This is a genomic window from Vagococcus sp. 211 (assembly GCF_056322705.1).
Map to the genome: position 1 here is coordinate 674245 of NZ_CM150475.1, position 24210 is coordinate 698454.

Here is a 24210-nt window from a genome sequence, read left to right on the forward strand (position 1 = left end):
TCAATTCTTTGTCTTTATCCCTAGATAATGATATATTTAAATCGTTCATAATATGATAAATATATTAGGAGGCTTTTTTAATTATGACATACAAATTACCAGAATTACCTTATGCTTATGATGCATTGGAACCACATATCGATGAATTGACAATGAAATTACATCATGACAAACATCACAACACATATGTAACGAACCTAAATGCAGCGATTGAAAAACATCCTGAATTAGGCGAAAAAACGATTGAAGAATTAGTAACTGATTTAGCAAGTGTACCAGAAGATATTCGTACAGCAGTACGTAATAACGGTGGTGGCCATGCAAACCATAGCTTTTTCTGGGAAATCATGGGACCAAATGCTGGCGGAGAGCCAACAGGAGCGATTAAAGGAGCTATTGAGAGTGCATTTGGTAGTTATGATGCGTTTAAAGAAGCTTTTACAGCAGCAGCGACAGGACGTTTTGGTTCAGGTTGGGCTTGGTTAGTAGTTACTGATGGAAAATTAGAAATCATGTCAACACCAAACCAAGATTCACCATTAACAGAAGGTAAAACACCTGTATTAGGTTTAGATGTATGGGAACATGCATACTACAAAAAATATAGCAACGTGAGACCTGATTACATTAAAGCATTCTTTAATGTTATTAATTGGGATGAAGTTAACAAACGTTACGACGCAGCTAAATAATAAATCTTTTAGAAGAGGCCTAGAGGTCTCTTCTTTTTTTGAATATAAAAAGAAATTGAGCATATTAGAAGAAAAGATATAAGAAGGTAGTCAAAAAGTCAAACATATTATGCTATAATGAGAAAGAAAATAGGGGGGCTTAAAAGTGACAGAAATATCTAAAAACAATGCCATCGAGATATTAGAACGTGAGGCATTTAAAATAAAACAATTAATAACGAATCAACAAAATTATGAATGCATTACACAATGTCGAGCCTTTGAAGAAGTCGTTGATACGCATATGTTTGGTTTTTCAAAACAAGTAGAATATGCCCAACGTATTGGTATTATTGACCGAGATGTGGCACAACAAATGGTCATTGAATTAGAGCAAGAATTAAACGATGTGTATGCTACTATATATTCTGAAAAAAATGAGATGGAATCAGAACAATATGAAAAGAAAAATTAAGAAACGATTTTATTTAGATTATAGTATTCTGGTCCCTTATTTAATTTTATCGATTTTAGGGATTGTTATGGTATATAGTGCAAGCTCTGCTAAATTAGCATCTGCTGGAATGAATCCTGCCAAAGATGCGATAAGGCAAGCTGCTTTTTTTATAGTGGGACTTCTTTGCGTGGCATTTATTTATAAAATGAAAACATCTGTTTTTCAGAATAAACGCTTTATTACCGTGTCTACCCTAGGGATTAGTGGCATGCTTGTGTTAACTAAATTCTCTAATCTGGGAGTATCTGGAGGAGGAGCGGACGGTTGGTTGCGACTTGGTCCAATTAGCTTACAACCTATTGAGTTTTTAAAAATTATTATTGTCTGGTATTTGGCATATAATTTATCGAAAAAACAGCACATGATACAACAAGATGTCAAAACGGCGACTCTTAAACCGTTTATTATTGTTAGTATCTTAGTCATACTTGTGCTCATTCAACCAGATAATGGTGGGGCTGCTATTCTAGTTATGATGGCTAGTATTATGTTTTTTGCAAGTGGGATTAATTACATGTATACAATGCTTGCTATTGGTGGTGGAGCTGTTGCAGCGTTTCTTGCGATTGAGATGATTGTACTTAGTAAAGGAGTGATCTTTCCAGGAAGATTCCAATACGTGTACCATCGCTTTAGAACCTTTTCTAACCCCTTCATTGATCCGTTAGGGGATGGACATCAAATGATTAATTCATATTATGCCATTAAAAATGGGGGCTGGTTTGGTCGAGGGATTGGCAACAGTATCCAGAAAAAAGGCTTTTTATCCGCTGCACAAACCGATTTTATGTTTTCGATTGTTGTGGAGGAATTAGGTCTGATATTATCCCTTATTATATTAGGAATCTTGCTTTATCTTATTGTTAAAATTTTTGTATTAGGAATTAATTCAAGAAGCACATTTAATTCTTTAATGTGTATTGGTATTGGTGGTATGTTACTGATTCAAACCTTTATTAATTTAGGTGGAGTGCTGGGAATTATTCCTTTAACAGGTGTCACGTTCCCATTTCTTAGCCAAGGTGGCTCTAGTTTAATTACGTTATCCATTGGAATTGGTATGGTATTGAATATAAGTGCAGATGAAAAGCACAAAAAAATGGAACGAGCTAAGAAGCAGTACTACATGCAATTAGAATCAAAGCAGTTAATAGAAAGTAGATAGATACTTAGGAGGAAAAAACGATGAAAAAAGTGTTAGTAGCAAACAGAGGCGAAATCGCCATAAGAGTGTTTCGAGCGTGTACAGAATTAGAGATAGCAACAGTGGCGATTTATGCTATGGAAGATGAAAAATCTGTTCATCGTTTTAAAGCAGATGAGGCCTACTTAGTTGGAAAAGGAAAAAAACCAATTGATGCGTATTTAGATATTGAAGATATCATTCGTATCGCTAAAGAGTGTGGCGCAGATGCGATTCATCCAGGATATGGGTTTTTATCAGAGAATTTAGAATTTGCAAGACGTTGTGAAGAAGAAGGACTTAACTTTGTCGGCCCTACTTTGCATCATTTAGATATTTTTGGTGATAAAATCAAAGCAAAAGAAGCGGCATTATCAGCAGGTGTTCCCTCTATTCCCGGAACAGATGGCCCGATAGCAGATGTTTCTGAAGCGTTGGATTTTGCTAGAGATTACGGTTATCCTATCATGATTAAAGCTGCTCTTGGTGGCGGTGGTCGTGGGATGCGTGTTGCTCGTGACGAACAAGAAGCACGTGAAGGATATGAACGTGCTAAAAGTGAAGCAAAAGCTGCGTTTGGTAGTGATGAAGTATATGTCGAAAAATACATTGGTAATCCTAAGCACATTGAAGTGCAAATTTTAGGAGATAAACACGGTAATGTGTTGCATCTATTTGAAAGAGACTGTTCTGTTCAACGTCGTCATCAAAAAGTAGTAGAAGTAGCACCCTCTGTTTCTATGAGTGATGAGCAACGGGAAGAAATTTGTCAAGCAGCTGTGCAATTGATGGAAAACGTGCAGTACGTCAATGCTGGGACTGTTGAATTTTTAGTAGAAGGAGACAAGTTTTACTTTATTGAGGTGAACCCTCGTGTTCAAGTTGAACACACGATTACTGAGATGATTACAGATGTGGATATCGTGATGGCTCAATTACAAATTGCTATGGGGTTAGATCTACATAAAGAAATTGGTTTACCAACTCAAGATAAAATGAAAATTCATGGTTACGCTATTCAATGCCGTATTACAACAGAAGACCCATTAAATGGCTTTTTACCGGATGTTGGAAAAATTGACACGTATCGTTCACCAGGTGGCTTTGGTATCCGTTTAGATGTAGGTAATGCTTTTTCAGGAGCGGTGGTAACCCCATTTTTTGACTCTCTGTTAGTAAAAGTGTGTACCCATGGGATAACCTTTGATTTAGCGATTCAAAAGATGCGTCGTGCTTTAAAAGAATTTAGAATTCGAGGGGTTAAAACGAATATCCCATTCCTATCAAACGTTATCAATCATCCAACCTTTAAATCAGGAGAAGCGATTACAACGTTTATCGATAATACCCCTGAATTATTTGCATTCCCACGTCTAAGAGACCGTGGAAATAAGACAATGAAATACATTGCTGAAGTCACAGTAAATGGGTTTCCTGGGGTTCAAAAAGAAGAGAAACCTTACATTGAACCAGCAAGAACGCCTAAAATTATTCAACCTAAAAAAGAAATTATCACAGCTAAAAACATACTAGATACCCAAGGTGCTGATGCTGTAGTAGATTGGATTAAAAACCAAGACCAAGTACTGATGACTGATACAACGTTTAGAGATGCTCATCAGAGTTTATTAGCGACTCGAGTACGGACTAATGATCTAGAGCGTATTGCTCGTTTAACAGAACAAGGGGTTCCAGAATTGTTCTCAAGTGAAATGTGGGGAGGGGCGACGTTTGATGTGGCCTACCGCTTCTTAAATGAAGACCCATGGGAACGCCTAAGAAAACTAAGACAATTAATGCCAAACACTTTATTCCAAATGCTCTTTAGAGGGTCTAATGCTGTTGGGTATCAAAATTACCCAGATAATGTGCTAAAAGAGTTCATTGAAATGTCTGCATCAGAAGGCATTGATGTTTTCCGTATTTTTGATAGTTTAAACTGGTTACCTCAAATGGAAAAAAGCATTCAGTTTGTTCGCGACAGTGGCAAAATTGCTGAAGCAGCGATTTGTTACACAGGGGATGTTCTTGATCCTAACCGGACGAAATACAACATGGCCTATTATAAAAACATGGCGAAAGAGCTAGAAAACATGGGTGCTCACATCATTGCCATCAAAGATATGGCAGGTTTATTGCAACCCCAAGCCGCGTATCACCTAATTACAGAACTTAAAAGTACTGTAGATGTACCGATACATTTACACACCCATGATACGGCAGGAAATGGGATTATTACGTATTCTGCGGCAACTAAAGCCGGGGTTGATATTGTGGATGTCGCAACTAGCGCTATGAGTAGTGCCACAAGTCAACCAAGCATGAGTAGCTTGTATTATGCGTTAGAAAATGGCCCACGCACACCAAAAGTGAACATTGATAATGTGCAACAAATCAATCATTATTGGGAAGATGTGAGAGCTTACTATGGTCCATTTGAAAATGGTATCAGTGCACCTCAAACGGAAGTATATTCTCACGAAATGCCAGGAGGTCAGTACTCTAACTTGCAACAACAAGCAAAAGCGGTAGGGTTAGGAGATAAGTGGGAAGACATTAAAGAGATGTATTCAAATGTTAACTATTTATTTGGGGATATTGTTAAAGTGACCCCTTCATCTAAAGTGGTTGGAGATATGGCTCTATTCATGGTACAAAATGAGCTAACATCCGATGATATCTATGCTAGAGGTCGTGAATTAAGTTATCCTGAATCAGTGGTTAGTTTCTTCCAAGGTGACTTAGGACAACCAACAGGAGGCTTCCCGAAAGAATTAAAAGAGATTATTTTAAATGGAAAACCGTCCATTGAAGTGAGACCAGGTAGCTTAGCTAAACCCGTGGATTTTGAAAAGATTACAGCTGAACTAACAGAACTTGCTGGGTATGAGCCAAGTGAAAAAGATGTGTTAAGTTATATTATGTACCCACAAGTCTTTTTGGATTATGTGAAATCTTTTGATAGTTTTGGTAACATAGAGTTATTAGATACACCGACCTTTTTCCAAGGAATGCGCGTAGGTGAGACGATTGAAGTGAAAATAGAGCAAGGGAAAACATTAATTATTACGTTAGACGAAATAGGCGAGCCTAATATTGATGGTCAACGTGTCTTGTTCTTTAATCTAAATGGTCAACGCCGAGAAATTGTTGTAAAAGATCAAACGATCCAAGTTCAAAGCACAGCGAAAGAACTTGCTGAACCAACAAATAAAGGACACATTGGGGCGACTATGCCTGGAGCTGTATTAGAGGTACTGGTACAAGTAGGCCAAGAAGTCCAAAAAGGGGATTCTTTAATCATCACAGAAGCCATGAAGATGGAAACAACGATTAAAGCGAACCAAAATGGGATAGTTAAACGTATCTTAGTAGCCAACGGTGAAAGCATTGATTCTGGAGAATTATTGCTTGAATTGACGATATAAGGAGGAGAGAAGCCATGAAGCGATTCATTGAAACGCTGATTTGTCTGATGATTGTCAGCACGGTGATTTATATGAAGCCTGTCGTGGCTTCTCACCAAGCATCAAAAACACAGAATAACGTAACGACGAATGTAGCAACGCCTGTGCCACAAGCTGTGCCTTATCATGAGTTGAATGCCACTGCATTGGCTAAATTTATTGGTGTCACAGAAAAAGAATGGTTAAAAACGTTCCCTAATCCAACAAAAGAGCTAATAAACAGTGAGACATCAAAAACCTTCGTATATGGGGACAACTTAGATGATTTTTTTCAAGCCAGTGTGAGTGATGGTGCTATATCAAGTGTTTTTGTACTAGGTAAACAGCAAAATGTTGAACCTTTTCAACTTAATATGGAGCTAACAGACTTGGCCGAAGTGACAACGATATTTTCGAATTTTAAGTTTAGCTACGGTGAAGAACGTTTTGAAGCAGAATTGACAGAAGAAGACATGAATTACCGTCCATTAGTAGCTTTCAATAATGATTCTTTTGCGATGTTACATGTGAGTCAAAAGACAGGGCGACTTATTGGGATTAGGTATTTAGACAAAAAAACATTATTAGAATTAATGCCTTATCAAATGGTAACTCCTAATCCTTATAAACAGGCATTTTTTGAGAACCAAGATTCAGAAGAATTAGAACAACTGAATAAGAACAACCGTGAACAGTTTATCCAAATTTTAAATTTGTTACGACAAGAAGAGAATAAATCTGTTCTTGAAATGGATGGACAGCTTCAGCAAGGAACCAAAGAAGCCTTTGATATCTTAAATAAGAAGCCAGAAGAAGTATTTAATACAGAGGAGAGAGTATTGGAATGGGAAGAGTTTACGACTGATCCTTATCTGAATCCGTTCACTCTTAACGTAGAAGAATTAAATCAACTTCAACGGTTGTCTGATTTAAAGTATAAAGAAGTACACGGCATGTTTTATGCTCCGATTCAAGATGCTCCCTTATTAGTCACGGAATGGTATGGTAATAGATTGTACCATGATCAGTTAATGCATAAGAAAGACAAGGGATTGGGTGTGACGTTTCAAGGCAACCGTGTTTTAGTTTATTTGAATCACGAAGGAACCAAAACGACAACGAATGAAAGTAGTGATAAAGATGATTTATGATGATGCTTTGTTTGAATTAGAAGATCAATTATTAGAAGTATCAAAACAAATTAGTCAGAGTGCCTTATTAGAAGACTACGTCACCTCTTATATTGGTTTAGATGAGGATCAGGATGTGTTAAAATTAATTAAGACCTTTGAAGAACAGCGTGATCAATTTGAACGAATTGAGGCATATGGAAACTATGCCCCTGATTTTAAGGAGAAGAGACGTAATTTAAGAAAAGCTAAGAGGGCACTGGACACGAATGATCGTGTGGCAGATTTTAAAATGAACGAAACCTCTTTGCAAAATTTACTAGACTATGTTTCTTTGGATATTGCTAAAAGTATTTCGGAAGATATAAAAGTAGACGCTGGTAACCCATTTTTTGAATTTGCTAGTCGAGGTTGTGGAGGAAGTTGTCATGTTAAATAATGATGTATCAGAAGAAGTAGAAGAGATAAAAGAAGAGGTATTAGATATATTTGAAGAAACCACAGAATTAGCAATAGAAGCACGCCGAGGATTGGTTGTTTGGGTATATAGTCTAAAACAAGTTAGAAACTTAAGACGCTATGGCTACATTCATTATGTTTCTAAGAAGATGAAATACGTTGTTTTATATGTTAACGAAGACAACGTGGCATCAACGATTGAAAAAATCGAAAAGCAATTTTTTGTTCGGACGGTTGAAGCTTCTTACCGTCCAGATATTAACATGAATTTCGATAATCGATTAGGGAATAAAGAAGTATCCGATGAACCTTTAGATTTTGAAGAACAAAAGACAGAAATCAGACTAGCTAACTTGGATTAGTCAAGGATGATTAGAGAGGAATACCGTTCACATTTAAAAAAATGGACGGTATTTTTTTCTATTATGTGGTTCGTTTATAGAAATATTGATATAATAGATAAAAACTGACAGGTGGTAAAAAAATGCGCGTGATAGCAGGGGATTTTAAAGGACGAAAACTAACGTCATTACAAGGAGATAACACTCGTCCCACAAGTGATAAGATTAAAGGGTCTGTGTTCAATATGATTGGTCCTTATTTTTATGATGGGGAAGTTGTGTTGGATTTATATAGTGGGAGTGGTAATTTAGGAATTGAAGCGGTATCTAGAGGAGCTGAAAAAGCCTATTGTTTTGACCATCACTTTAAAGCCATACAAGTGATTCAGGAGAATGTTTCCCTAACCAAACAAGGGAAGTCTTTTGAAGTCAAGAAGATGGACGCTGAGAAGGCGTTACATTATTTAGCTGATAAACAGGTGAAATTAGATCTTGTTTTTCTTGATCCACCGTATGCTAAGCAGTTATTAGCAGATCAATTAGCCTTATTACAAACACTAGATTTATTGAATGACAGAGCTGTTGTGGTGTGTGAGATGGATAAACAAGTCGACCTGCCTAGTGAGGTAGCAGGCTTAGTTTGTCGAAAAGAACAAAAATACGGTGCCACAAAAGTGATGATTTATGATTATATAGAAGGTGAAGAGAATGAATAATAAAAGAGTGGCTTTATTTCCTGGAAGTTTTGATCCCTTTACTAATGGGCATTTGGATACAGTAGAGCGAGCGAGTCGCTTGTTCGATGAAGTGGTTATTGGTATTTTTACTAATACGACCAAAAAACCAATGTTTTCATCAGAAGAGAAGTTAAGATTGACCGAAGAAGCTGTGAAGCATCTTGATAATGTGAGTGTCATGATTAAATCAGCAGACTTAACCATTAATATTGCGAAAGAAATGCAAGCTGATTTTTTGATACGTGGCGTGCGAAACAGTCAAGATTTTGAATACGAAAAGAGCATTGCAGTGATGAATAAAAAAATGGATAAAACCATTGAGACGATTTTTTTACTATCGGATGAAAAATACAGTGCCATTAGTTCTAGTATGATTAAAGAGATTGCTAGTTTTGATGGAGATGTTTCATCCTTCGTTCCTGCCTGTGTGAATCAGGCCTTATTACAAAAAAAGGAACACAAAAGTTAGATGAATACATACAAACAAAAAATAACAAAAAAGAATATTATTTACATATTATTAGTGATAGTTATACTGATTAATGTGGTACCTGTTCCGTATTATGTTGAGATGCCAGGATCTGCTGAAAGTTTGAGAGAGCATGTGTCTGTGGATCATAAACGAGACAAATTTGAGGGTGATTTTATGCTAACCACTGTGGCGGTTAGACAGGCTACTCTCCCTCGGTTAGTGAGTGGGTATATTAATCCAACCAATGATTTAATCAGTCGAAAAGAGATGATGGGAACCAATAGTCATGAAGAATACGAAGAGATGCAAAAATATAACATGAAAAGTTCTCAAAATTTTGCTATCAAAGTAGCCAGTGACTTGGCAGATAAACCTTATGAAATGGATTATAAAGGCGTTTATGTTATGTCCATTGAGGAAGATTCTGATTTTTATCATCGTTTACATGTGGGGGATACTATCAAGGAAGTAGATGATGCACCTTTTGATTCTTCTCAGGAATTGATTGATTATATTCAAGAAAAAGAGATTGGGGAGCCACTTTCTTTAGTTATTGAGCGAGATGGCAAAGATAAACCTGTTTCTGGTAAAATCAAACGCATCAAGCAAACAAAGAAAAAAGGGATTGGAATTAGTTTAGTCGATCATACAGAGGTCAGTACGCCTTCAGATATTTATTTTAATACTGAGGACATTGGAGGCCCGTCTGCGGGTCTAATGTTTACACTAGAGCTCTATAGCTTATTAACGGGTAAAGACTTAAGACAAGGTCAATTCATCGCAGGAACAGGAACCATTGCTCCTGACGGCACGGTAGGTAGGATTGGTGGTATTGATAAAAAAGTAATCGCGGCTGACAGAGAAGGAGCAACCCTCTTTTTTGCACCGGATGATACAATCGACCCAGAAATAAAAAAAGAACATCCAACAGTTATGTCAAATTACGAAGAAGCCAAAGCCTCTGTTGAAGCGAATCATTTAGATATAAAAGTGGTACCAGTGAAAACGGCACAAGATGCCATTGATTATTTATTAAATAAAAAAACTTAAGCACAAAGCTTAAGTTTTTTTGTATCTTCTTATAGAAAGGGGATACACAAATGAAGCAGCTGAAAGAGAATAAACAGTTTATACTTATATTATCTAGCTTAATGGGTGTCGTTGTACTTCTCTTAGGAACGACGATTTTTTTATGGAGTAAACAGGGAATAGCTGTCAAAGAAGACACAAAGAATCGTGAAGAAGAAAGTTGGCTAAAAAGTGAGTCTAGTGAAAAAATAGACGAAGCGGATGAGTTGGGTGGTGATTTATATATTGATATTAAGGGAGCTGTAAATCATCCTGGGGTGTATAAAGGAGACAATGGGACGAGAGTGCAAGATGTGGTAATGATGGCAGGAGGGTACTTACCAGAAGCTGATGTGGATCAAGTCAATCAGGCAGCAAGGTGTGACGACCAAATGGTGATTTATATACCTCGTAAAGGGGAAAAACTAGAAGAAATAAATGAGTCTTACTCTGTTGGGCAAAAGGAATCAGGGGAATCTGGAAAAGGAACCATTAATATTAATACCGCCACGAAAGAGGAATTAACCCAACTTAATGGTATAGGAGAAAAAAAGGCAGAAGCGATAATCCAACACAGAGAAGAACAAGGCTCCTTCCAAAAAACAGAGGAGTTAAAGCAGGTGTCGGGGATTGGGGATAAAACATATGATGCCTTATCTGATAGTATCAGTGTAAAATAAACAAGACAAAGGGCTTGAAATGTCTTACAATGAATAGAGAAAACATAAGGGAGGACAAAGCAATGACGGATGAAAGAATACCTTGGGATCAGTATTTCATGGGGCAAAGCGTCTTATTATCTCTTAGAAGTACGTGTACTAGATTAGCCGTTGGTGCTACTATTGTGAGAGATAAGCGGATTATTGCAGGCGGTTATAATGGCTCTGTAAGTGGGGACGTTCATTGCATTGATGATGGTTGCTATTTAGTCGATGGTCATTGTGTTAGAACGATTCATGCTGAAATGAATGCTATTTTACAATGTGCTAAATTTGGTGTAGAAACATCAGATGCTGAAATCTATGTCACTCATTTTCCTTGTTTACAATGTACTAAAATGATACTACAAGCAGGAATTAAAACCATCCATTATATGCAGGATTACCGTAATGATGCCTATGCTATCAAATTAATTGAGCAGGCAGGAGCGACAGTGAACCAAGTTACTTTATCAGAACGCTATTTTTCAAATCTCCCATTTGGTGAGAACCATGTCTTCAAAGATTAAGGAGGTAGAAGGAAGATACATCTACCCTTGTCTGTTGTTTGAATTAATACGAATACTGCTATTTAAGCCTAGTTTATGGGCTTTTTTATTTTGCTTTTTTATCTTATGGCGGCTTTTTTTATGCCAGTCAAAAGCATTGTGGCTAGGATGTGTTGGTGTAGCCATATTAGCTATAGTAATGGGGATGATGGACAATCGGCAAGGTTTTTTATTTAATGAGGCAACAGAAGCCTATCAATTAGTAATGAAAGTAGACACACTCACTATTAATGGCGATTTATTAAGAAGTGAGGTAATAGATAAGGAGAGCGGTAGTTCTATTCTAGTCTCATATAAGTTAAAAAACGAAGAGGAAAAAGAATGGTTTCTAGGGTTAACAGATACTGTAGAATTAGAAGTGCTAGCCCATTTTCTTCCTGTTGATGCAGCAAGAAATCTCAATACCTTTGACTATGACGAGTATTTACAAAAGATCGGAAAAAAAGGGACGCTAGTTATTGAAGAGATACAGAACATACAGATGGTCAGGCCATCTATAATGACAAGTCGACACATTTTTAGAGAATGGCGTAGAGGGTTACAATGCTACATATACAATCGCTTTGAGCCCTTAACAGCATCTTACATGTCCTCCTTATTATTAGGTGAAAAAAACACAGGAATATCGGATAGCTGGAAAAAATTAGGACTGATGCATCTCTATAGTTTATCTGGTATGCATATCATTTTTTTCTTAAGCTTATACGAAGGTATCCTAAGAATGCTTAGAGTCACAAAAGAAACCATCTATTGGTTAAAACTCCCTTATATTGTAGTGGTATTACTAATGACAGGTATGGGAATTGGGATGCTTAGAGCAAGTATTACAGAGGGAATCAAGTGTATCGCAGGTATCCGTAAAAAAGAAATATCTAGCCTAGATCAGTGGTCCCTCACTTTATTCTTTCATTGTTTCTTAAGTCCTTATGTCTTGTTAACAGTGGGTGGTCAGCTTTCTTATTACTTGACGTTTATTATTGTTTTTTTAGCTCCCTTAATGACAAGGATAGAAAAACAGTGGGTGAGGGGGTTTTTATTTAGTTTAATATTATCAGTATGTTCTCTTCCTTTAATCTGGTTTTATTTTTATGAGTGGAATTGGCTCGTATTTTTTATTAATAACATGGTAGGCTTTGTGCTCTTATGGTGTATTATGCCAATGTTACTGCTGGTTTTAGTGTTATCCTTTTTTATGTCTTCACGTTTTAGTTGGTGTTATTTTTTATTATCTGTCTATCAAGGATTTGGAGAAAAGCTCAGTGGGCTAAGGTTTAGTCAGCAAATTGTTGGGAAACCAGCTCCGCTATTAGTCTTGTTATTAATGGTAAGTCACCTCTACCTGATAGCCAAAGTTGAAAAAAAGGAGAGTCGATTAGTGCAGGTAACTTTGTTTATCTTATTTTTCACTTTTCTTAGTTCTTTTCAAGCCTATTTTAATCCAAGAGGAATGGTGGCTTTTGTTGATGTTGGTCAAGGAGATGCTTTTTTCATACAGCAACCCTTTAATCGAGGAAGTGTCTTAGTAGATGTTGGTGGTTCCTTGGATTATGATACGAGGGAAGAATGGCGAGAACGACAAAGACAACCTGAAGTGATGTATCATTTAGTCCCGTTTTTAAAAAGTCGAGGCATAAGTCATATAGATGATATTTATATCACTCATGCCCATGAAGATCATTTTGGTAATTTGTTGGAACTGAATCAAGAAATAGGGATTAAACAGGTGTATTTTGGCGAAGGAACAGGCCAACAAGCTAATTTTTCTCATCAATTAAGCCAGATGCCAACCACAACAAAGCATGTTTTAATCGGACCAAAAGAGTGGGAAAAGCAAGGTCTTAAGTATCAATTATTATTACCAACCAGTTTAGGAGACGGACAAAATAATGATTCTTTGGTGATGAGAGTAGGAATAAATAATGATACTTTTTTATTGGTTGGTGATTTAGAAAAAGAGGGAGAGAATGACTTGTTGGCAAATTATCCAGCGACGTTATTACAATCAGATGTTCTTAAGGTTGGGCATCATGGTAGTCCCACATCAAGTCAATCAGAGTTTTTACAAGCTGTGGCTCCAACACAAAGTGTTATTTCATGTGGTAGGAATAATCGCTATCATCATCCTAGCGATAAAACACTAGAGTCGTTACGAGACGTGGATAGTTCGATTTATCGAACGGATGAACAAGGAATGATTTATGGTTGGTGGTCCCCATTGACTAAAAAAAGTATTAGATTTCATACTATGAGATGATAAATTTGATACAATGGTTATGACAGATTAAAGGGGATTGATTATGTTAATACAAGAAGCGTTAACTCAAATAAAAAAAGCAAACAGTGCACCTATTTATTTAGTAATGGGGCAAGAGCAGTATTTAATGGAGCAATTTGTAGAAGGGTTAATGACATTAACCTTTACGAGTGATGAAGAGAAACAAATGAATAGTATTACTTATGATATGGACGTTCAGCCCGTGGATTATGTTTTAGATGAGGCGGATACCATTCCATTTTTTGGTGATAATAAACTTATTTTTATTAAGAATCCTTATTTTTTAACCAGTGAAAAGCCTAAGAATGAGATGGACCATGATATTAAAAGGTTAATGACTTATTTAGAAGAACCTAATCCTTCCACTATTCTAGTATTCTTAGCACGTTACGAGAAGTTAGATGAGCGTAAAAAAATAGTCAAACTATTAAAAAAACACAGTACTTTAGTCGATGTTAGTTTTATGGATGAAAGGAAATTGCGTCACTATGTTACAGAATACCTTGCGACAGAAAAAGTGACGATAGATATTAAGGCATTTGAACGTCTTCTTTATTTAACCGATTTAAATCTATCTCGTATTATGCAAGAATTAGACAAGCTGATGTTGTATGATCTTGAACGTCGCCATATAACCTATGAAGCGGTGGATCAATTAATACCTAAATCCTTGGAGCATAATATTTTTGATATGATTGATTACGTATTGAAGGATAAGAAGGAAGAGGCTCTGGCTTTGTACCATGAGTTGTTGATTCAAGGTGAGGATACTATTAAAATAAATGCTATCTTAGTTAATCAATTCAGATTGCTTTTACAGATTAAGCTACTTCAGAGTATTCATTATCAACAAAGTAATATAGTGGACGTGTTGAAGGTTCATCCTTACCGAGTAAAATTGGGGATGCAAAATGTGAAGCAACACTCATTGACGTTTTTAGGTGATGCGTTAGACGAGTTAGTAGAAAATGATGTTAAGATTAAAACAGGAGCAATGGAGAAGGAATTATTGTTTGAGTTATTTTTACTAAAGCAACGGTTCTAATGAAAAAAAGTAAATAAATAAACGTGATGATTTAGTTATCGAAATAACTAATCATCACGTTTTTATTATTTTACTAATTTTTTAGCTAGACGAGATTTCTCACGGTTTGCTTTGTTAGTATGAATAAGCCCTTTAGCAGAAACCATGTCGATTTCTCTAGTAGCAGCAACTAATAATTCTTGAGCGTTATCAGCGTTAGCTTCGATAGCTTGTTCATATTTTTTAATTGCAGTACGCATTTTGCTTAATTTAGCAGAGTTTGCTTCGTTAGCGATTTCGCTTGTGCGAACGCGTTTGATTGCAGATTCGATGTTTGGCATTATGTTCACCTCCGACATAGAGTTTATATTTGAAATCATCAAATATAATTCAACATTCTCATTATACAGAATGGTTATGTAGTTTGCAATAATTAATCTACATATTTGCTAATTAATTGGTAAAACCCCGACGCCAATAATCCCAGGACCTGTGTGGACACCTAAAACAGGGCTCACTTCGTCTAAATAAATGGTTTCAATAAAAGGAAAGTCTTCTTTCAATTCTGAAATAAGTTCTAAAGCATCATCAATACAGGTACCGTACGCCACGCCTAAGTAAACGGTTTGACTTGAACCAATGGTGTCTCGAATCGCGTCCTTCATTTTTTTTATGCTTCGTTTACGGCCACGGGCTTTATTAATCGTGTGATAAATGCCGTCTTCATTGCAGGAAATCAAAGGATGTAAGTTTAATGCGTTACCTAAAATAGAGGTAACTAAACCAATTCGGCCTCCTTTTTTTAGGTATTCTAAAGTAGGTATACTAAAGAAGACACGACCATAGGGTTGGATATCCTTTAGTTTTGTCACAATTGTATCAAAATCTAGACCACTATCAATTAAATCTTTTGCGTAAGCTCCCTGAACACCACCACCTATACCAATGCTCTTTGTATCAACAATCGCACTAGGTAGTTGGTCTTGCCAATCTTCTAGCATAAGACGTAGTGCATTGTGTGTGCCACTTAGGCCACTTGAGATAGTAATACAAATTAAATCAGTATAGCCATCTTCGATAATTTTTTCGATGGTTTTTTCGATAAAAGGAATAGAAGGAAGAGATGTTTTAGGTATTTCTTCATCCAATCGATCGTAGACTTCTTTAGCAGAAATATCGATTTTATCTAAATAAATTTCAGATTGGTACATAATATTCAGCGGTACAACATAAACACCGCCTTTTTCAATGACAGGTGTTGGCACATCCATGCCAGAATCTACAAGTAGGGCAATTTTTTTAGTCATGAGAGGTCTCCTTAGTTTGTTGTAATAAATCATTCAATTCTTTTTCAGCAATTATTTTTGCAATAAGAGTCGTACAGGCCATTTGAATGGGAGCGAAATCTCCCTTGATGTGTTCAATCGAAACTTCTTTTTTATCGCTGTTGATAAAAAAATCAATGGTTTGCTCAATGTGATTACAAAAGAAATTATAGGCATCTTTTGATGTTGTGATATTGGTTTGGTATTCAATTCCTTGTTTAATTGATGGAATATCAAACCCTTTTTTTAAGATGGTAATCGCTAGAAGTCGAGCTAAGTGTTGCTTGTTGTATTTTTTTTTAGTTGGTTTTGGGACTAATTGTAGTTTGACGTAATTATTTACCATAGAAGGGGTTAAGCCTTTTTTATTATCCTCACTTAGATAAAGATCAATGGTATAGTGATCAATTAGTTGAATTAATTGATCCATGTAAATATCCATATCAGGAAGTTCATGCCAACGAGGGAGACGAACTTCTAATAAGTTGATCTTCCAATGAGACTGTGTCTGTTCAGTCATAGTAACCTCCTAATTTATATCTAGTTTTTAAAACTATATCATGTTGTATTGGAAACTACAATACAAATAGTTTAAAATTAAATATTAATTATATTTATTTGAACGATTAATAGTAAAATAAAAAAACAATCACTTTTTAGTGATTGTTTTTAGTAGAAATGTTTATTTACTTTTCAATAGGTAATGGTCTAAGTAATCGTAATCCATTCAAGATGACTAAAATAGTACTTCCTTCATGTCCAATAACCCCCATTGGTAAACTAATAATTTGGAAGAAGTTAGAAATGATAAGAATAAGAATAACTGAGAGTGAAAAGATAATGTTTTGAGTGACAATGCGTTTCAATTTGACTGCTAATTGATGACTCATGGCCAGTTTTTCAAGATTATCTTGCATTAAAACAATATCAGCTACTTCTATGGCAATATCAGTCCCTTGTCCCATAGCAACGCCAATAGTAGCGTTAGCAAGAGCGGGAGCATCATTGATACCATCGCCAATCATAGCATTCACACCTATTTCTTCTTTTTGTTTCAGAATAAACGTTGTTTTGTCTTCAGGAAGACAATCAGCAACAACTGCATCGACATGGACTTCCTTAGCAACGGCTTGAGCGGTTCTGATGTGATCACCTGTAAGCATGGTTGTTGTGATGCCTTGTTTTTTGAAATAATCTACCGCTGTAATAGCATCAGGTTTTGGTACATCAAGTAAGCCAAAGAAAGCTACGACAGTATCATTTTTTGCCAAGTAAATGACGGTTTTCCCTTCTTCTTGAAGTTGTAATGTTTTATCCTTAACGAGTTCAGATGCCTGTTCTAAGGATATGAAATCTTCATTCCCAACTTTCCACATAATGGCATCAGCTTCACCAATCATTCCAGATCCTGTCACATCTTTGACAGTGAGAGGTGTTTTGGTTGATGGATAGGTCGCACCATATTTTTTTATAATCGCTGAAGCCAAGGGGTGAGTAGAAGTGGTTTCAATAGCGACTAAAGCGGATAAGGCTTCTTCCTTGTTATCAGTTAAAATAAAGTCATCCGTGACAACAGGCACTCCTTTGGTTAAAGTTCCTGTTTTATCAAAAGTAATGGCTTTTAAATCTGCTAAAGATTCTAGGTAAACCCCACCTTTGAAGAGAACCCCGTTTTTAGCACCATGTGAAATGGCTGCTAGAGTAGCAGGTGTTGCTGAAGCCACTAGGGCACAAGGAGAAGCGACAACAAGCAGTACCATACCACGGTAAAAACTCTCACTCCATGTCCAACCTAAAAAGAGGTAAGGAATAAAAATAGCCAAAGGAACGATGATTAAAATCATTTTGACATAAGTATTTTCAAAGCGATCTAGGAAGCTAGCCGTTTTAGATGGGGTATTTTGAGCTTCGTCTACTAGCTCGATAATTTTACTAAAGAGGGTATCTTGGCTCTCTTTAGATACTTTCATCGTAAAAGCATCTCCTACGTTAATGGTTCCAGCAAACACATCATCATGAATGGTTTTTTCAACAGGTAAGGATTCACCCGTAATCGCGGCTTCATCAATGGAGCTGTGATGAGACATGAGAATACCATCGATTGGAATACTTGCCCCTTTTGGTACTAGTAATAAATCATTAATATGCAATGTTTTGACGGATACTTCTGTTGTTTGGTTGTTAGCATCTAATAAAAAGGCTGTTTCTGGTTGTATTTTCATTAGACCTTCAATTTCTTTTTTACTCTTATTGGTTGTAAATTCTTCTAATGAGCCACTAAGTGAGAAGATGAAGGTAAGCATAATACCTTCAAAATAATACTGAATGGTACAGGCGCCAATTGCGGCTAAGGCCATTAGTAAATCGACATTTAAGTGTCGGTCGTTAATCGTATCAATGATGCCATCTTTGGTTTGATGAAACCCACCAATAATCATTCCGATGATAAAAATGTAAGGAAAACTTTGCCCTCCTGTTTTTTCAACGATGAGTCCAACGACCATGAAAATTCCACATAATAATGTAGCGAACATACTGCTTTTTTCTTTTATATATGACATGTTAATCCCTCCTACATGTTGAGTATATCACAAAAAAAAATAGATTAGAATGATTATAATGTACACGGGATTGATAGTCATTATCAATGAGAAAAGATAAAAAAAGAAGCCTTATAAGGGCTTCTTTTCGTGTTTATTTGGCAATTAACCAGTAAGCAATAACGATGATTCCAAGTGCGATTCGGTACCAACCAAATACTTTAAAGTCATTTTTCTTAATGTAACTCATTAAGAATTTAATGACAACAATTGATACAACGAAGGCGACGACAGAACCAATTGAGAGCATCATAATTTGGTTGAAATCAAATTGATTCCCTTTAAGCACAAATTTCAATATTTTAAGGCCACTGGCACCGAACATCACAGGGATACCTAAAAAGAAAGTAAATTCTGCAGCAACGAAACGAGAACAGCCAATTAAAATGGCACCAATAATGGTAGCACCAGAACGTGATGTCCCTGGAATAAGTGAGAGCACTTGGAATAGCCCGATGATAAAGGCCGTTCGGTACGTCAAACTTTCTAGATTCGTTGTGGTAGGTTCTCTGTCTTTGTTACGGTTTTCAACTACAATGAAGAGGATACCGTAAAGGATGAGCATAATAGCTACTGGCAAGAAATCATGAAAATGAGCTTCCAAGTAATCATCTAAAAAGATACCCAATACTGCTGCTGGGATACAAGCAAAAGCGACTTTAAACCACAGTGACCACGTTTGTTTTTTTTCTAAGGATGATTTTGATGGAGAAAAAGGGTTTAATTTACTAAAGTAGAGTACAACCACAGCCATAATTGCGCCAAGTTGGACGACCACATTAAACATCTCCATAAAGTCTTTAGATGCGTTCACTTTGATGAATTCATCCACTAAAATTAAGTGCCCTGTACTACTAATAGGTAACCATTCTGTGATGCCTTCAATGATTCCTAAAAAAATAATTTTTAGAATATTAATTATATCCATAGGTGTGTCATTCCTTTCTTATAAAACGTCATAAATAAAGCGTCTTTTCCTAGTTTAATCAAATTGAGAAGAGAAAGAAAGGTTTTTTTCTATTTTTCAACGAACAAATATGTAAGGTGTGGAAAAACATTTCCATTGTGGAGAAATTATAGTAAAATTGTAGGGAACAATGAAGGGGAGTGTAAACCATGTTTAATTTTTTAAAGAAAAAGAAACAGCCTGTTGAAACAAAACAAGATAATCAATTATATGCTTTAGGCAATGGTGATATTGTAGGGATTGAGGAAGTTAATGATCAAGTGTTCTCTCAAAAAATGATGGGAGATGGGTTTGCTCTTGTGCCGACAAGTAATACTGTATTCTCACCAGTATCAGGGAAAGTAACGAGTGTTTTTCCAACAAAACATGCTATTGGCTTTTTAATGGATAATGGATTAGAAGTCTTGTTACATATGGGAATTGATACAGTTGAACTTCAAGGTAAGCCTTTTTCAATCAAAGTGAGTGAAGGGGATACGGTTCTTGGAGGACAAGAAATTGGGACGATTGATTTAGAGATGTTAAAAGAAGCAGGGAAAGATAATCCTCTAATGGTTGTTTTTACAAACACTGCAGATAAATTAGACTCATTAAGCTTAACCAAGGGAACAACAACAGAAACAACGGTTATTGGTGAAGTGGTACCGAAATAATAGGAAAAGATAGTCTGCTTTTAAAGCAAGACTATCTTTTTTTTAGTATAATGAGACTATTGTTTTTAATCACATGTCCAAGCACCTTCCTTAGTTATCTTACAGGTGTCACCTTCAGCTATTTCAAACGTTTCGTTGTTAGAACTTTCTATGGAATGAATCTTGTCTAAAGTTTGCTGGATGACAGTCAGAGGTTGGGCTCCGTTTAGGGCGTATTCTTCATTGATGACAATAAAAGGAACGCTGGTAATACCATAATTATGAGCTATTTGTAAATCATCTAAGACAAGCTGGATGGTATCAGGTGAATAAAAATAATCTTCCCAGGTAGTTAAGGATAGATTAAGGGAACCCATGGTTTGTTTTATGACGGTATCATCGCTAATGTTTTCATTTGTTACAAATAACGCGTGTTGAAGGGCGTCAAAAGCATCCCAAGCTAAGTCATGACCGCCGATTAATTCTGCTGCTTTAACAGCAATGAGCGGTTTTTTTGATGTTGGAAATAAAAAAGATTGCTGTGTCATCCCTTCAATATTGAATCGGTGAAGATCATCGTTTTGGTTCGCGTGAGCCCAGTGGGACAAAATAGATTGTTTCGCTTCTTCGTGGGAGCCAAACATGGTGGCTAAATCACGACTAGTAAAAGCCAAAGCAAAGGGACGATGAATGATGTCAGCTTCCGGATAGAGCGCTTTGATTTGTCTCATGCGATAAGACATGGGGAAACAGAAACTACAAATAACATCATGAAAAAATTCTATTTTCATTTAATTCACTCCTTTAGGTTATCAAGAGTATAATCAAAAAAAGGGGATAAAACAATAAAAATGCTTATTATAAGTAAGCTGTTTGGAAGGGGAAAAAGAAAGTCTATGACAGAGCAAGGAACAGAATATATAAATGAATTAAAGGACTTTAGACCTCTAACGATTAGGGAGCGATGGGAAATTTATGCCAGATTAACGATTCCACAAAGGAAAGTGATAGATGGTCATCGGAAATTTTTGATTCGTTCAGCTTTTATAGAAGACTCTTATTTAAATCAATCCGATTGGGAGTTTGTTGATTTAAAGATTGATGAGACGTACCCAAAGAAAGATAAAACAGAGCGTCTGTTGTATTGTGAGTGTGGAAGACGTCTGAAATTCCAATATATTTTACGATCAAAAACAAGTGGCGATAGTATCAGATTAGGTATTCAACATTTTAAAGATCATTTAAACATGCCAAGTGAAGTGGCAAAAGAAGTGAACCAAAGAATGAATCAAGTTGATTTTGGTTTGGATGAATTATTGTGGCGAAAAAGGCATAATCAGGATTTTCCATTATTTTTATGGAAGAATCTGGTGGATGGGTTATACATACATCAGCTAACGAACAGTGACGTTAAAATAAACGAGCGACTTATTGAAAGAATAAGAGCGTTTAAAGAAGCTAATATGCCTATCTATCAAAGCGATATGAGACAAGTAGAAGCGTTCATACTTGAGATAGAAAAAAACAGTTTGAAAACAGTGACAGAAGAGGACCGGTTAACAAAAGAGTACGAAAGTTACGTCAATCGTCTATCAGAAACACCTAATATAGCTGACTTATTTGATCAAATGTTGGTGTGGTCGCATCAAATAAAGGCCAATTGGCACATTACCAATGCGGGACCAACCTTGCCGCCTACTTTCTTTTCTCAGTTATGGAGCATATTAGAACAAAGTACAGATGGAAATCAACGTCAAGTGATGAAGAAGCTTCATCAGTTTTCTAACAAAGGGATGGGCAAATGGTTGCAACCTGTTGTTTATGAAGAGTTGCTAAGTGCATACACCTGTTATGGTCCGAGCGCTGACTTCTTAGCTAATATTCCCTCCATCTTAAGAGATGGATTCTCACCGTTTATCGTCTCAGCGTCTCAACAAGAAGTTAGAAATGAGGAAGCTGAAATACGTGTTGTTAACCAGGATACACTACCAGAAGTGATGCCTGATCAGTCTATCTTGGAGATGTTGTCTCAACTTGATTCAGACAAAAAAGACTCCGTTGTCGCCCTAATACAGGACATGTTAAAAAATGACAAATAACTAGTATCAGTCAAGGTAGTTACGTATATTAACTGAAAATTGATACATAACTACCTAAAATGATGAACATCACTTTAATAAGTAGGACACTCGTGATAAAATGAAAGCATAGACATTAAGTTATCTGTGTATTTAAGTAAGGTAGGTTTGAGTGTGAATCTAACCATAGATAATTTGGAAGAAAGTGGAGGGAATAGGATGAAACGAAACAATATGACCAAAATAATTACCGTATTATTCACAGCCTCACTCATGTTTCCAATGACACAAGTGTTTGGGGAAACATCGGGAACAACAGAAACAACGGAATCAAGTGAAACAATAGGAACAACTGATACTGTAGAAACAAGTGCTACAACAGAGGAGAACGAACCTAAAAAAGTGGTGAAAAAAACAGTATCTGTCATGCATACCAATGATATTAATAATAAAGTAGCCTTTGATTCAAACAAAGATAACCCATCGATTGGTTTAGCAAAGCTTAAAACATTTAAAGAAAAAGAAAAGCCAACATTACTCGTTGATGCGGGTAATTCAATTTATCCTTCTGAACAACAATCAAAGGAAGCCAGTGATACGAATATTAAGGCAATGAATTTAGTGGGGTATGATGTCATGTCCGTAGGTTGGAGTGATTTGGCATCAGGCCTTCATAAAGACAGCGAGCGACAAAAGAAACTCGCATTTCCGATTGTATCAACTAACATAACGTATAAAGAGAAAAAAGAAGGTCCTTTTAAACCGTATCAGCTCATCACTAAAAAAGTAAACAATCAAGATGAATCCTTTGCTATCTTAGGACTAACATATCCAACAGATGAACAAATGAAAGAAGTCGATGATTTAAACTTTAAAGAGCCAATGACAGCTGCAGTTGAAACGATAGATGCCATTGGAGATAAGGCTGACTATGTTGTGATTATGACACATCTAACGAATAAAAAAGTCAAAACAGCAGACTTAGCTCGTGACTTAAAGAAAGAATTCCCAACTAAAAAAATCTTCATTGTTGATGGGGACTCTACTGAAAGTAAAAACAAAGTGACAAAAGAGAATGATATTCTTTACAGTACGACTGGGAAAGACTTTAAAAATGTTGGTCTTATGACCGCAACAATTGAAGAAGAAACAGTCAATGAGATTGTTAAGGAAAGTATTGAACAACGCGCAGATATCCATCCGTACGACGAACTAAAAAACGTGTCAGGGGACAAGGACATCGTAAACATTGTGGATAAAATAATAGAACCTGAGGCTAGTGAAAGCTCTTCTACTGATAGCGACATAGAAGAGCCAGGTGTTCCCAAAGAGCCTACAGACGAAGTTGAAACAGCTATTGATCAGCTGAAGAAAGAAATTGCAGTGATGAATAGTTTAAAAGAAGAGGATTTTACGGCTCATAGTTTTAAACCTTTCTCAGTGGCATTAGAGGAAGCAAAAAAAGGAACGGATTCAGAAGAACATGCTTTATTCTCACTACAAGAGTTACAGGATAAGGAAAAAGGCTTGGTTTCGATTAAGGAATTAAGAGAGACAGTTGAAAAGGTAAAAAATTATCAACAAAATGCATATACACCTGCTTCATTTAAACCTTTTGAGGTCGCACGAGGGGAAGCTTTAACTTTATTAGAAGAAGCTAAAAAGGTTGAAAAAACCATTACAAGTGAAGATGTGGTACGTATCAAAACAAAATTAGATGCCAGCATTGATGGGTTAATTCCAGCGAAGAATTTGACAGGAAGTCAAGGACTACTACCTAAAACTGGTGAGGCAAAAGCCATGTATGGATTAGTTGGTGTTGCTATCATTGCTTTAGTGATAGTCATGATCATGAAGAAAAAGAAAAAAGATTAGAATGAATTAAGTGAAAGTAAAGCTGAGATGATGTGTCTCAGCTTTTTTTATTTAGGAATAAATGATAATGATTTTCAATTATCATTTATGTTATAATAACCAAACAGGCTTATTTTAAGTCTTGTGAAAAATAAAATTTGTTT

General features: G+C 36.1%; 23 protein-coding genes. 17 read left to right on the plus strand and 6 right to left on the minus strand.

Annotated features, from left to right (window positions below):
* Window positions 1–83: 83 nt before the first annotated feature.
* From ACVWM0_RS03400 to holA, 14 genes are all read left to right on the plus strand, one after another.
* Window positions 84–692, plus strand: coding sequence for a superoxide dismutase (locus tag ACVWM0_RS03400; protein WP_476473227.1), 609 nt, complete (start codon window positions 84–86; stop codon window positions 690–692).
* Between the two features lie 145 nt (window positions 693–837).
* Complete coding sequence (locus ACVWM0_RS03405) at window positions 838–1146, plus strand: DUF1507 family protein (protein ID WP_476473228.1); 309 nt, start codon at window positions 838–840, stop codon at window positions 1144–1146.
* Window positions 1130–2353, plus strand: coding sequence for an FtsW/RodA/SpoVE family cell cycle protein (locus ACVWM0_RS03410; protein WP_476473229.1), 1224 nt, complete (start codon window positions 1130–1132; stop codon window positions 2351–2353). Before ACVWM0_RS03405 ends, ACVWM0_RS03410 begins: the two co-directional genes overlap by 17 nt.
* A 20-nt stretch (window positions 2354–2373) precedes the next feature.
* The gene (locus ACVWM0_RS03415) at window positions 2374–5799 is read left to right on the plus strand and encodes a pyruvate carboxylase (RefSeq protein ID WP_476473230.1); all 3426 of its coding nucleotides are present in this window, start codon (window positions 2374–2376) and stop codon (window positions 5797–5799) included.
* A 14-nt stretch (window positions 5800–5813) separates the two neighbouring features.
* A complete protein-coding gene (locus ACVWM0_RS03420; protein WP_476473231.1) occupies window positions 5814–6968 on the plus strand; it encodes a CAP-associated domain-containing protein in 1155 nt (384 codons plus the stop codon).
* Window positions 6940–7386 (plus strand): YlbF/YmcA family competence regulator, encoded by a 447-nt coding sequence (locus ACVWM0_RS03425; protein ID WP_476473232.1) that lies wholly within the window; start codon window positions 6940–6942, stop codon window positions 7384–7386. The genes ACVWM0_RS03420 and ACVWM0_RS03425 overlap by 29 nt, the downstream gene beginning before the upstream one ends.
* 46 nt (window positions 7387–7432) lie before the next feature.
* Complete coding sequence (locus ACVWM0_RS03430; protein WP_476473649.1) at window positions 7433–7768, plus strand: YlbG family protein; 336 nt, start codon at window positions 7433–7435, stop codon at window positions 7766–7768.
* Window positions 7769–7890: 122 nt separating this feature from the next.
* Window positions 7891–8463, plus strand: a complete 573-nt coding sequence (gene rsmD / locus ACVWM0_RS03435) for a 16S rRNA (guanine(966)-N(2))-methyltransferase RsmD (RefSeq protein ID WP_476473233.1) — start codon at window positions 7891–7893, stop codon at window positions 8461–8463.
* Window positions 8456–8953, plus strand: a complete 498-nt coding sequence (gene coaD, locus ACVWM0_RS03440; RefSeq protein ID WP_476473234.1) for a pantetheine-phosphate adenylyltransferase — start codon at window positions 8456–8458, stop codon at window positions 8951–8953. Before rsmD ends, coaD begins: the two co-directional genes overlap by 8 nt.
* Window positions 8954–10006, plus strand: a complete 1053-nt coding sequence (locus ACVWM0_RS03445; RefSeq protein ID WP_476473235.1) for a SepM family pheromone-processing serine protease — start codon at window positions 8954–8956, stop codon at window positions 10004–10006.
* A 50-nt stretch (window positions 10007–10056) separates the two neighbouring features.
* Window positions 10057–10704, plus strand: a complete 648-nt coding sequence (locus ACVWM0_RS03450; RefSeq protein ID WP_476473236.1) for a helix-hairpin-helix domain-containing protein — start codon at window positions 10057–10059, stop codon at window positions 10702–10704.
* A gap of 62 nt (window positions 10705–10766) precedes the next feature.
* Complete coding sequence (locus ACVWM0_RS03455; RefSeq protein WP_476473237.1) at window positions 10767–11252, plus strand: ComE operon protein 2; 486 nt, start codon at window positions 10767–10769, stop codon at window positions 11250–11252.
* A 184-nt stretch (window positions 11253–11436) separates the two neighbouring features.
* Entirely contained in the window at window positions 11437–13545 is a 2109-nt protein-coding gene (locus ACVWM0_RS03460; protein WP_476473238.1) for a DNA internalization-related competence protein ComEC/Rec2, read from the plus strand.
* Window positions 13546–13588: 43 nt separating this feature from the next.
* Entirely contained in the window at window positions 13589–14611 is a 1023-nt protein-coding gene (gene holA, locus ACVWM0_RS03465) for a DNA polymerase III subunit delta (RefSeq protein WP_476473239.1), read from the plus strand.
* Window positions 14612–14676: 65 nt separating this feature from the next.
* Here the strand turns inward: holA and rpsT are convergent, their stop codons facing one another.
* The 5 genes from rpsT to ACVWM0_RS03490 form a co-directional block, all read right to left on the minus strand.
* Window positions 14677–14931, minus strand: a complete 255-nt coding sequence (rpsT, locus tag ACVWM0_RS03470) for a 30S ribosomal protein S20 (RefSeq protein WP_476473240.1) — start codon at window positions 14929–14931, stop codon at window positions 14677–14679.
* Window positions 14932–15039: 108 nt separating this feature from the next.
* Entirely contained in the window at window positions 15040–15897 is an 858-nt protein-coding gene (locus ACVWM0_RS03475) for a DegV family protein (RefSeq protein WP_476473241.1), read from the minus strand.
* Window positions 15890–16435 (minus strand): DUF1836 domain-containing protein, encoded by a 546-nt coding sequence (locus ACVWM0_RS03480; RefSeq protein ID WP_476473242.1) that lies wholly within the window; start codon window positions 16433–16435, stop codon window positions 15890–15892. The genes ACVWM0_RS03475 and ACVWM0_RS03480 overlap by 8 nt, the downstream gene beginning before the upstream one ends.
* Before the next feature lie 166 nt (window positions 16436–16601).
* Window positions 16602–18476: a heavy metal translocating P-type ATPase gene (locus ACVWM0_RS03485; RefSeq protein WP_476473243.1), complete on the minus strand. Its 1875-nt coding sequence runs from the start codon at window positions 18474–18476 to the stop codon at window positions 16602–16604.
* Window positions 18477–18609: 133 nt separating this feature from the next.
* Entirely contained in the window at window positions 18610–19443 is an 834-nt protein-coding gene (locus tag ACVWM0_RS03490) for an undecaprenyl-diphosphate phosphatase (protein ID WP_476473244.1), read from the minus strand.
* A 188-nt stretch (window positions 19444–19631) separates the two neighbouring features.
* Between ACVWM0_RS03490 and ACVWM0_RS03495 the strand changes: the two genes are divergently transcribed.
* Window positions 19632–20135: a PTS sugar transporter subunit IIA gene (locus tag ACVWM0_RS03495; protein ID WP_476473245.1), complete on the plus strand. Its 504-nt coding sequence runs from the start codon at window positions 19632–19634 to the stop codon at window positions 20133–20135.
* 65 nt (window positions 20136–20200) lie between these two features.
* On the opposite strand, the gene ACVWM0_RS03500 is transcribed toward ACVWM0_RS03495, so the two are convergent.
* Window positions 20201–20905, minus strand: a complete 705-nt coding sequence (locus ACVWM0_RS03500; RefSeq protein WP_476473246.1) for a DsbA family oxidoreductase — start codon at window positions 20903–20905, stop codon at window positions 20201–20203.
* 105 nt (window positions 20906–21010) lie between these two features.
* Between ACVWM0_RS03500 and ACVWM0_RS03505 the strand changes: the two genes are divergently transcribed.
* Window positions 21011–22213 (plus strand): hypothetical protein, encoded by a 1203-nt coding sequence (locus ACVWM0_RS03505; RefSeq protein ID WP_476473247.1) that lies wholly within the window; start codon window positions 21011–21013, stop codon window positions 22211–22213.
* A gap of 198 nt (window positions 22214–22411) precedes the next feature.
* Window positions 22412–24067 (plus strand): LPXTG cell wall anchor domain-containing protein, encoded by a 1656-nt coding sequence (locus ACVWM0_RS03510; protein WP_476473248.1) that lies wholly within the window; start codon window positions 22412–22414, stop codon window positions 24065–24067.
* The last annotated feature ends 143 nt before the right edge of the window (window positions 24068–24210 follow it).

What these genes read in the sequence shown, in the direction of transcription:
- coaD (WP_476473234.1), top strand. Translation starts at nt 8,456, where the DNA reads ATGAATAATAAAAGAGTGGCTTTATTTCCTGGAAGTTTTGATCCCTTT.
- rsmD (WP_476473233.1), top strand. Translation starts at nt 7,891, where the DNA reads ATGCGCGTGATAGCAGGGGATTTTAAAGGACGAAAACTAACGTCATTA.
- ACVWM0_RS03490 (WP_476473244.1), bottom strand. Translation starts at nt 19,443, where the DNA reads ATGGATATAATTAATATTCTAAAAATTATTTTTTTAGGAATCATTGAA.
- ACVWM0_RS03495 (WP_476473245.1), top strand. Translation starts at nt 19,632, where the DNA reads ATGTTTAATTTTTTAAAGAAAAAGAAACAGCCTGTTGAAACAAAACAA.
- rpsT (WP_476473240.1), bottom strand. Translation starts at nt 14,931, where the DNA reads ATGCCAAACATCGAATCTGCAATCAAACGCGTTCGCACAAGCGAAATC.
- ACVWM0_RS03445 (WP_476473235.1), top strand. Translation starts at nt 8,954, where the DNA reads ATGAATACATACAAACAAAAAATAACAAAAAAGAATATTATTTACATA.
- ACVWM0_RS03485 (WP_476473243.1), bottom strand. Translation starts at nt 18,476, where the DNA reads ATGTCATATATAAAAGAAAAAAGCAGTATGTTCGCTACATTATTATGT.
- ACVWM0_RS03450 (WP_476473236.1), top strand. Translation starts at nt 10,057, where the DNA reads ATGAAGCAGCTGAAAGAGAATAAACAGTTTATACTTATATTATCTAGC.
- ACVWM0_RS03510 (WP_476473248.1), top strand. Translation starts at nt 22,412, where the DNA reads ATGAAACGAAACAATATGACCAAAATAATTACCGTATTATTCACAGCC.
- ACVWM0_RS03410 (WP_476473229.1), top strand. Translation starts at nt 1,130, where the DNA reads ATGAAAAGAAAAATTAAGAAACGATTTTATTTAGATTATAGTATTCTG.
- ACVWM0_RS03455 (WP_476473237.1), top strand. Translation starts at nt 10,767, where the DNA reads ATGACGGATGAAAGAATACCTTGGGATCAGTATTTCATGGGGCAAAGC.
- ACVWM0_RS03415 (WP_476473230.1), top strand. Translation starts at nt 2,374, where the DNA reads ATGAAAAAAGTGTTAGTAGCAAACAGAGGCGAAATCGCCATAAGAGTG.
- ACVWM0_RS03480 (WP_476473242.1), bottom strand. Translation starts at nt 16,435, where the DNA reads ATGACTGAACAGACACAGTCTCATTGGAAGATCAACTTATTAGAAGTT.
- ACVWM0_RS03475 (WP_476473241.1), bottom strand. Translation starts at nt 15,897, where the DNA reads ATGACTAAAAAAATTGCCCTACTTGTAGATTCTGGCATGGATGTGCCA.
- ACVWM0_RS03505 (WP_476473247.1), top strand. Translation starts at nt 21,011, where the DNA reads ATGACAGAGCAAGGAACAGAATATATAAATGAATTAAAGGACTTTAGA.
- ACVWM0_RS03460 (WP_476473238.1), top strand. Translation starts at nt 11,437, where the DNA reads ATGATGGACAATCGGCAAGGTTTTTTATTTAATGAGGCAACAGAAGCC.
- holA (WP_476473239.1), top strand. Translation starts at nt 13,589, where the DNA reads ATGTTAATACAAGAAGCGTTAACTCAAATAAAAAAAGCAAACAGTGCA.
- ACVWM0_RS03400 (WP_476473227.1), top strand. Translation starts at nt 84, where the DNA reads ATGACATACAAATTACCAGAATTACCTTATGCTTATGATGCATTGGAA.
- ACVWM0_RS03500 (WP_476473246.1), bottom strand. Translation starts at nt 20,905, where the DNA reads ATGAAAATAGAATTTTTTCATGATGTTATTTGTAGTTTCTGTTTCCCC.
- ACVWM0_RS03420 (WP_476473231.1), top strand. Translation starts at nt 5,814, where the DNA reads ATGAAGCGATTCATTGAAACGCTGATTTGTCTGATGATTGTCAGCACG.
- ACVWM0_RS03425 (WP_476473232.1), top strand. Translation starts at nt 6,940, where the DNA reads ATGAAAGTAGTGATAAAGATGATTTATGATGATGCTTTGTTTGAATTA.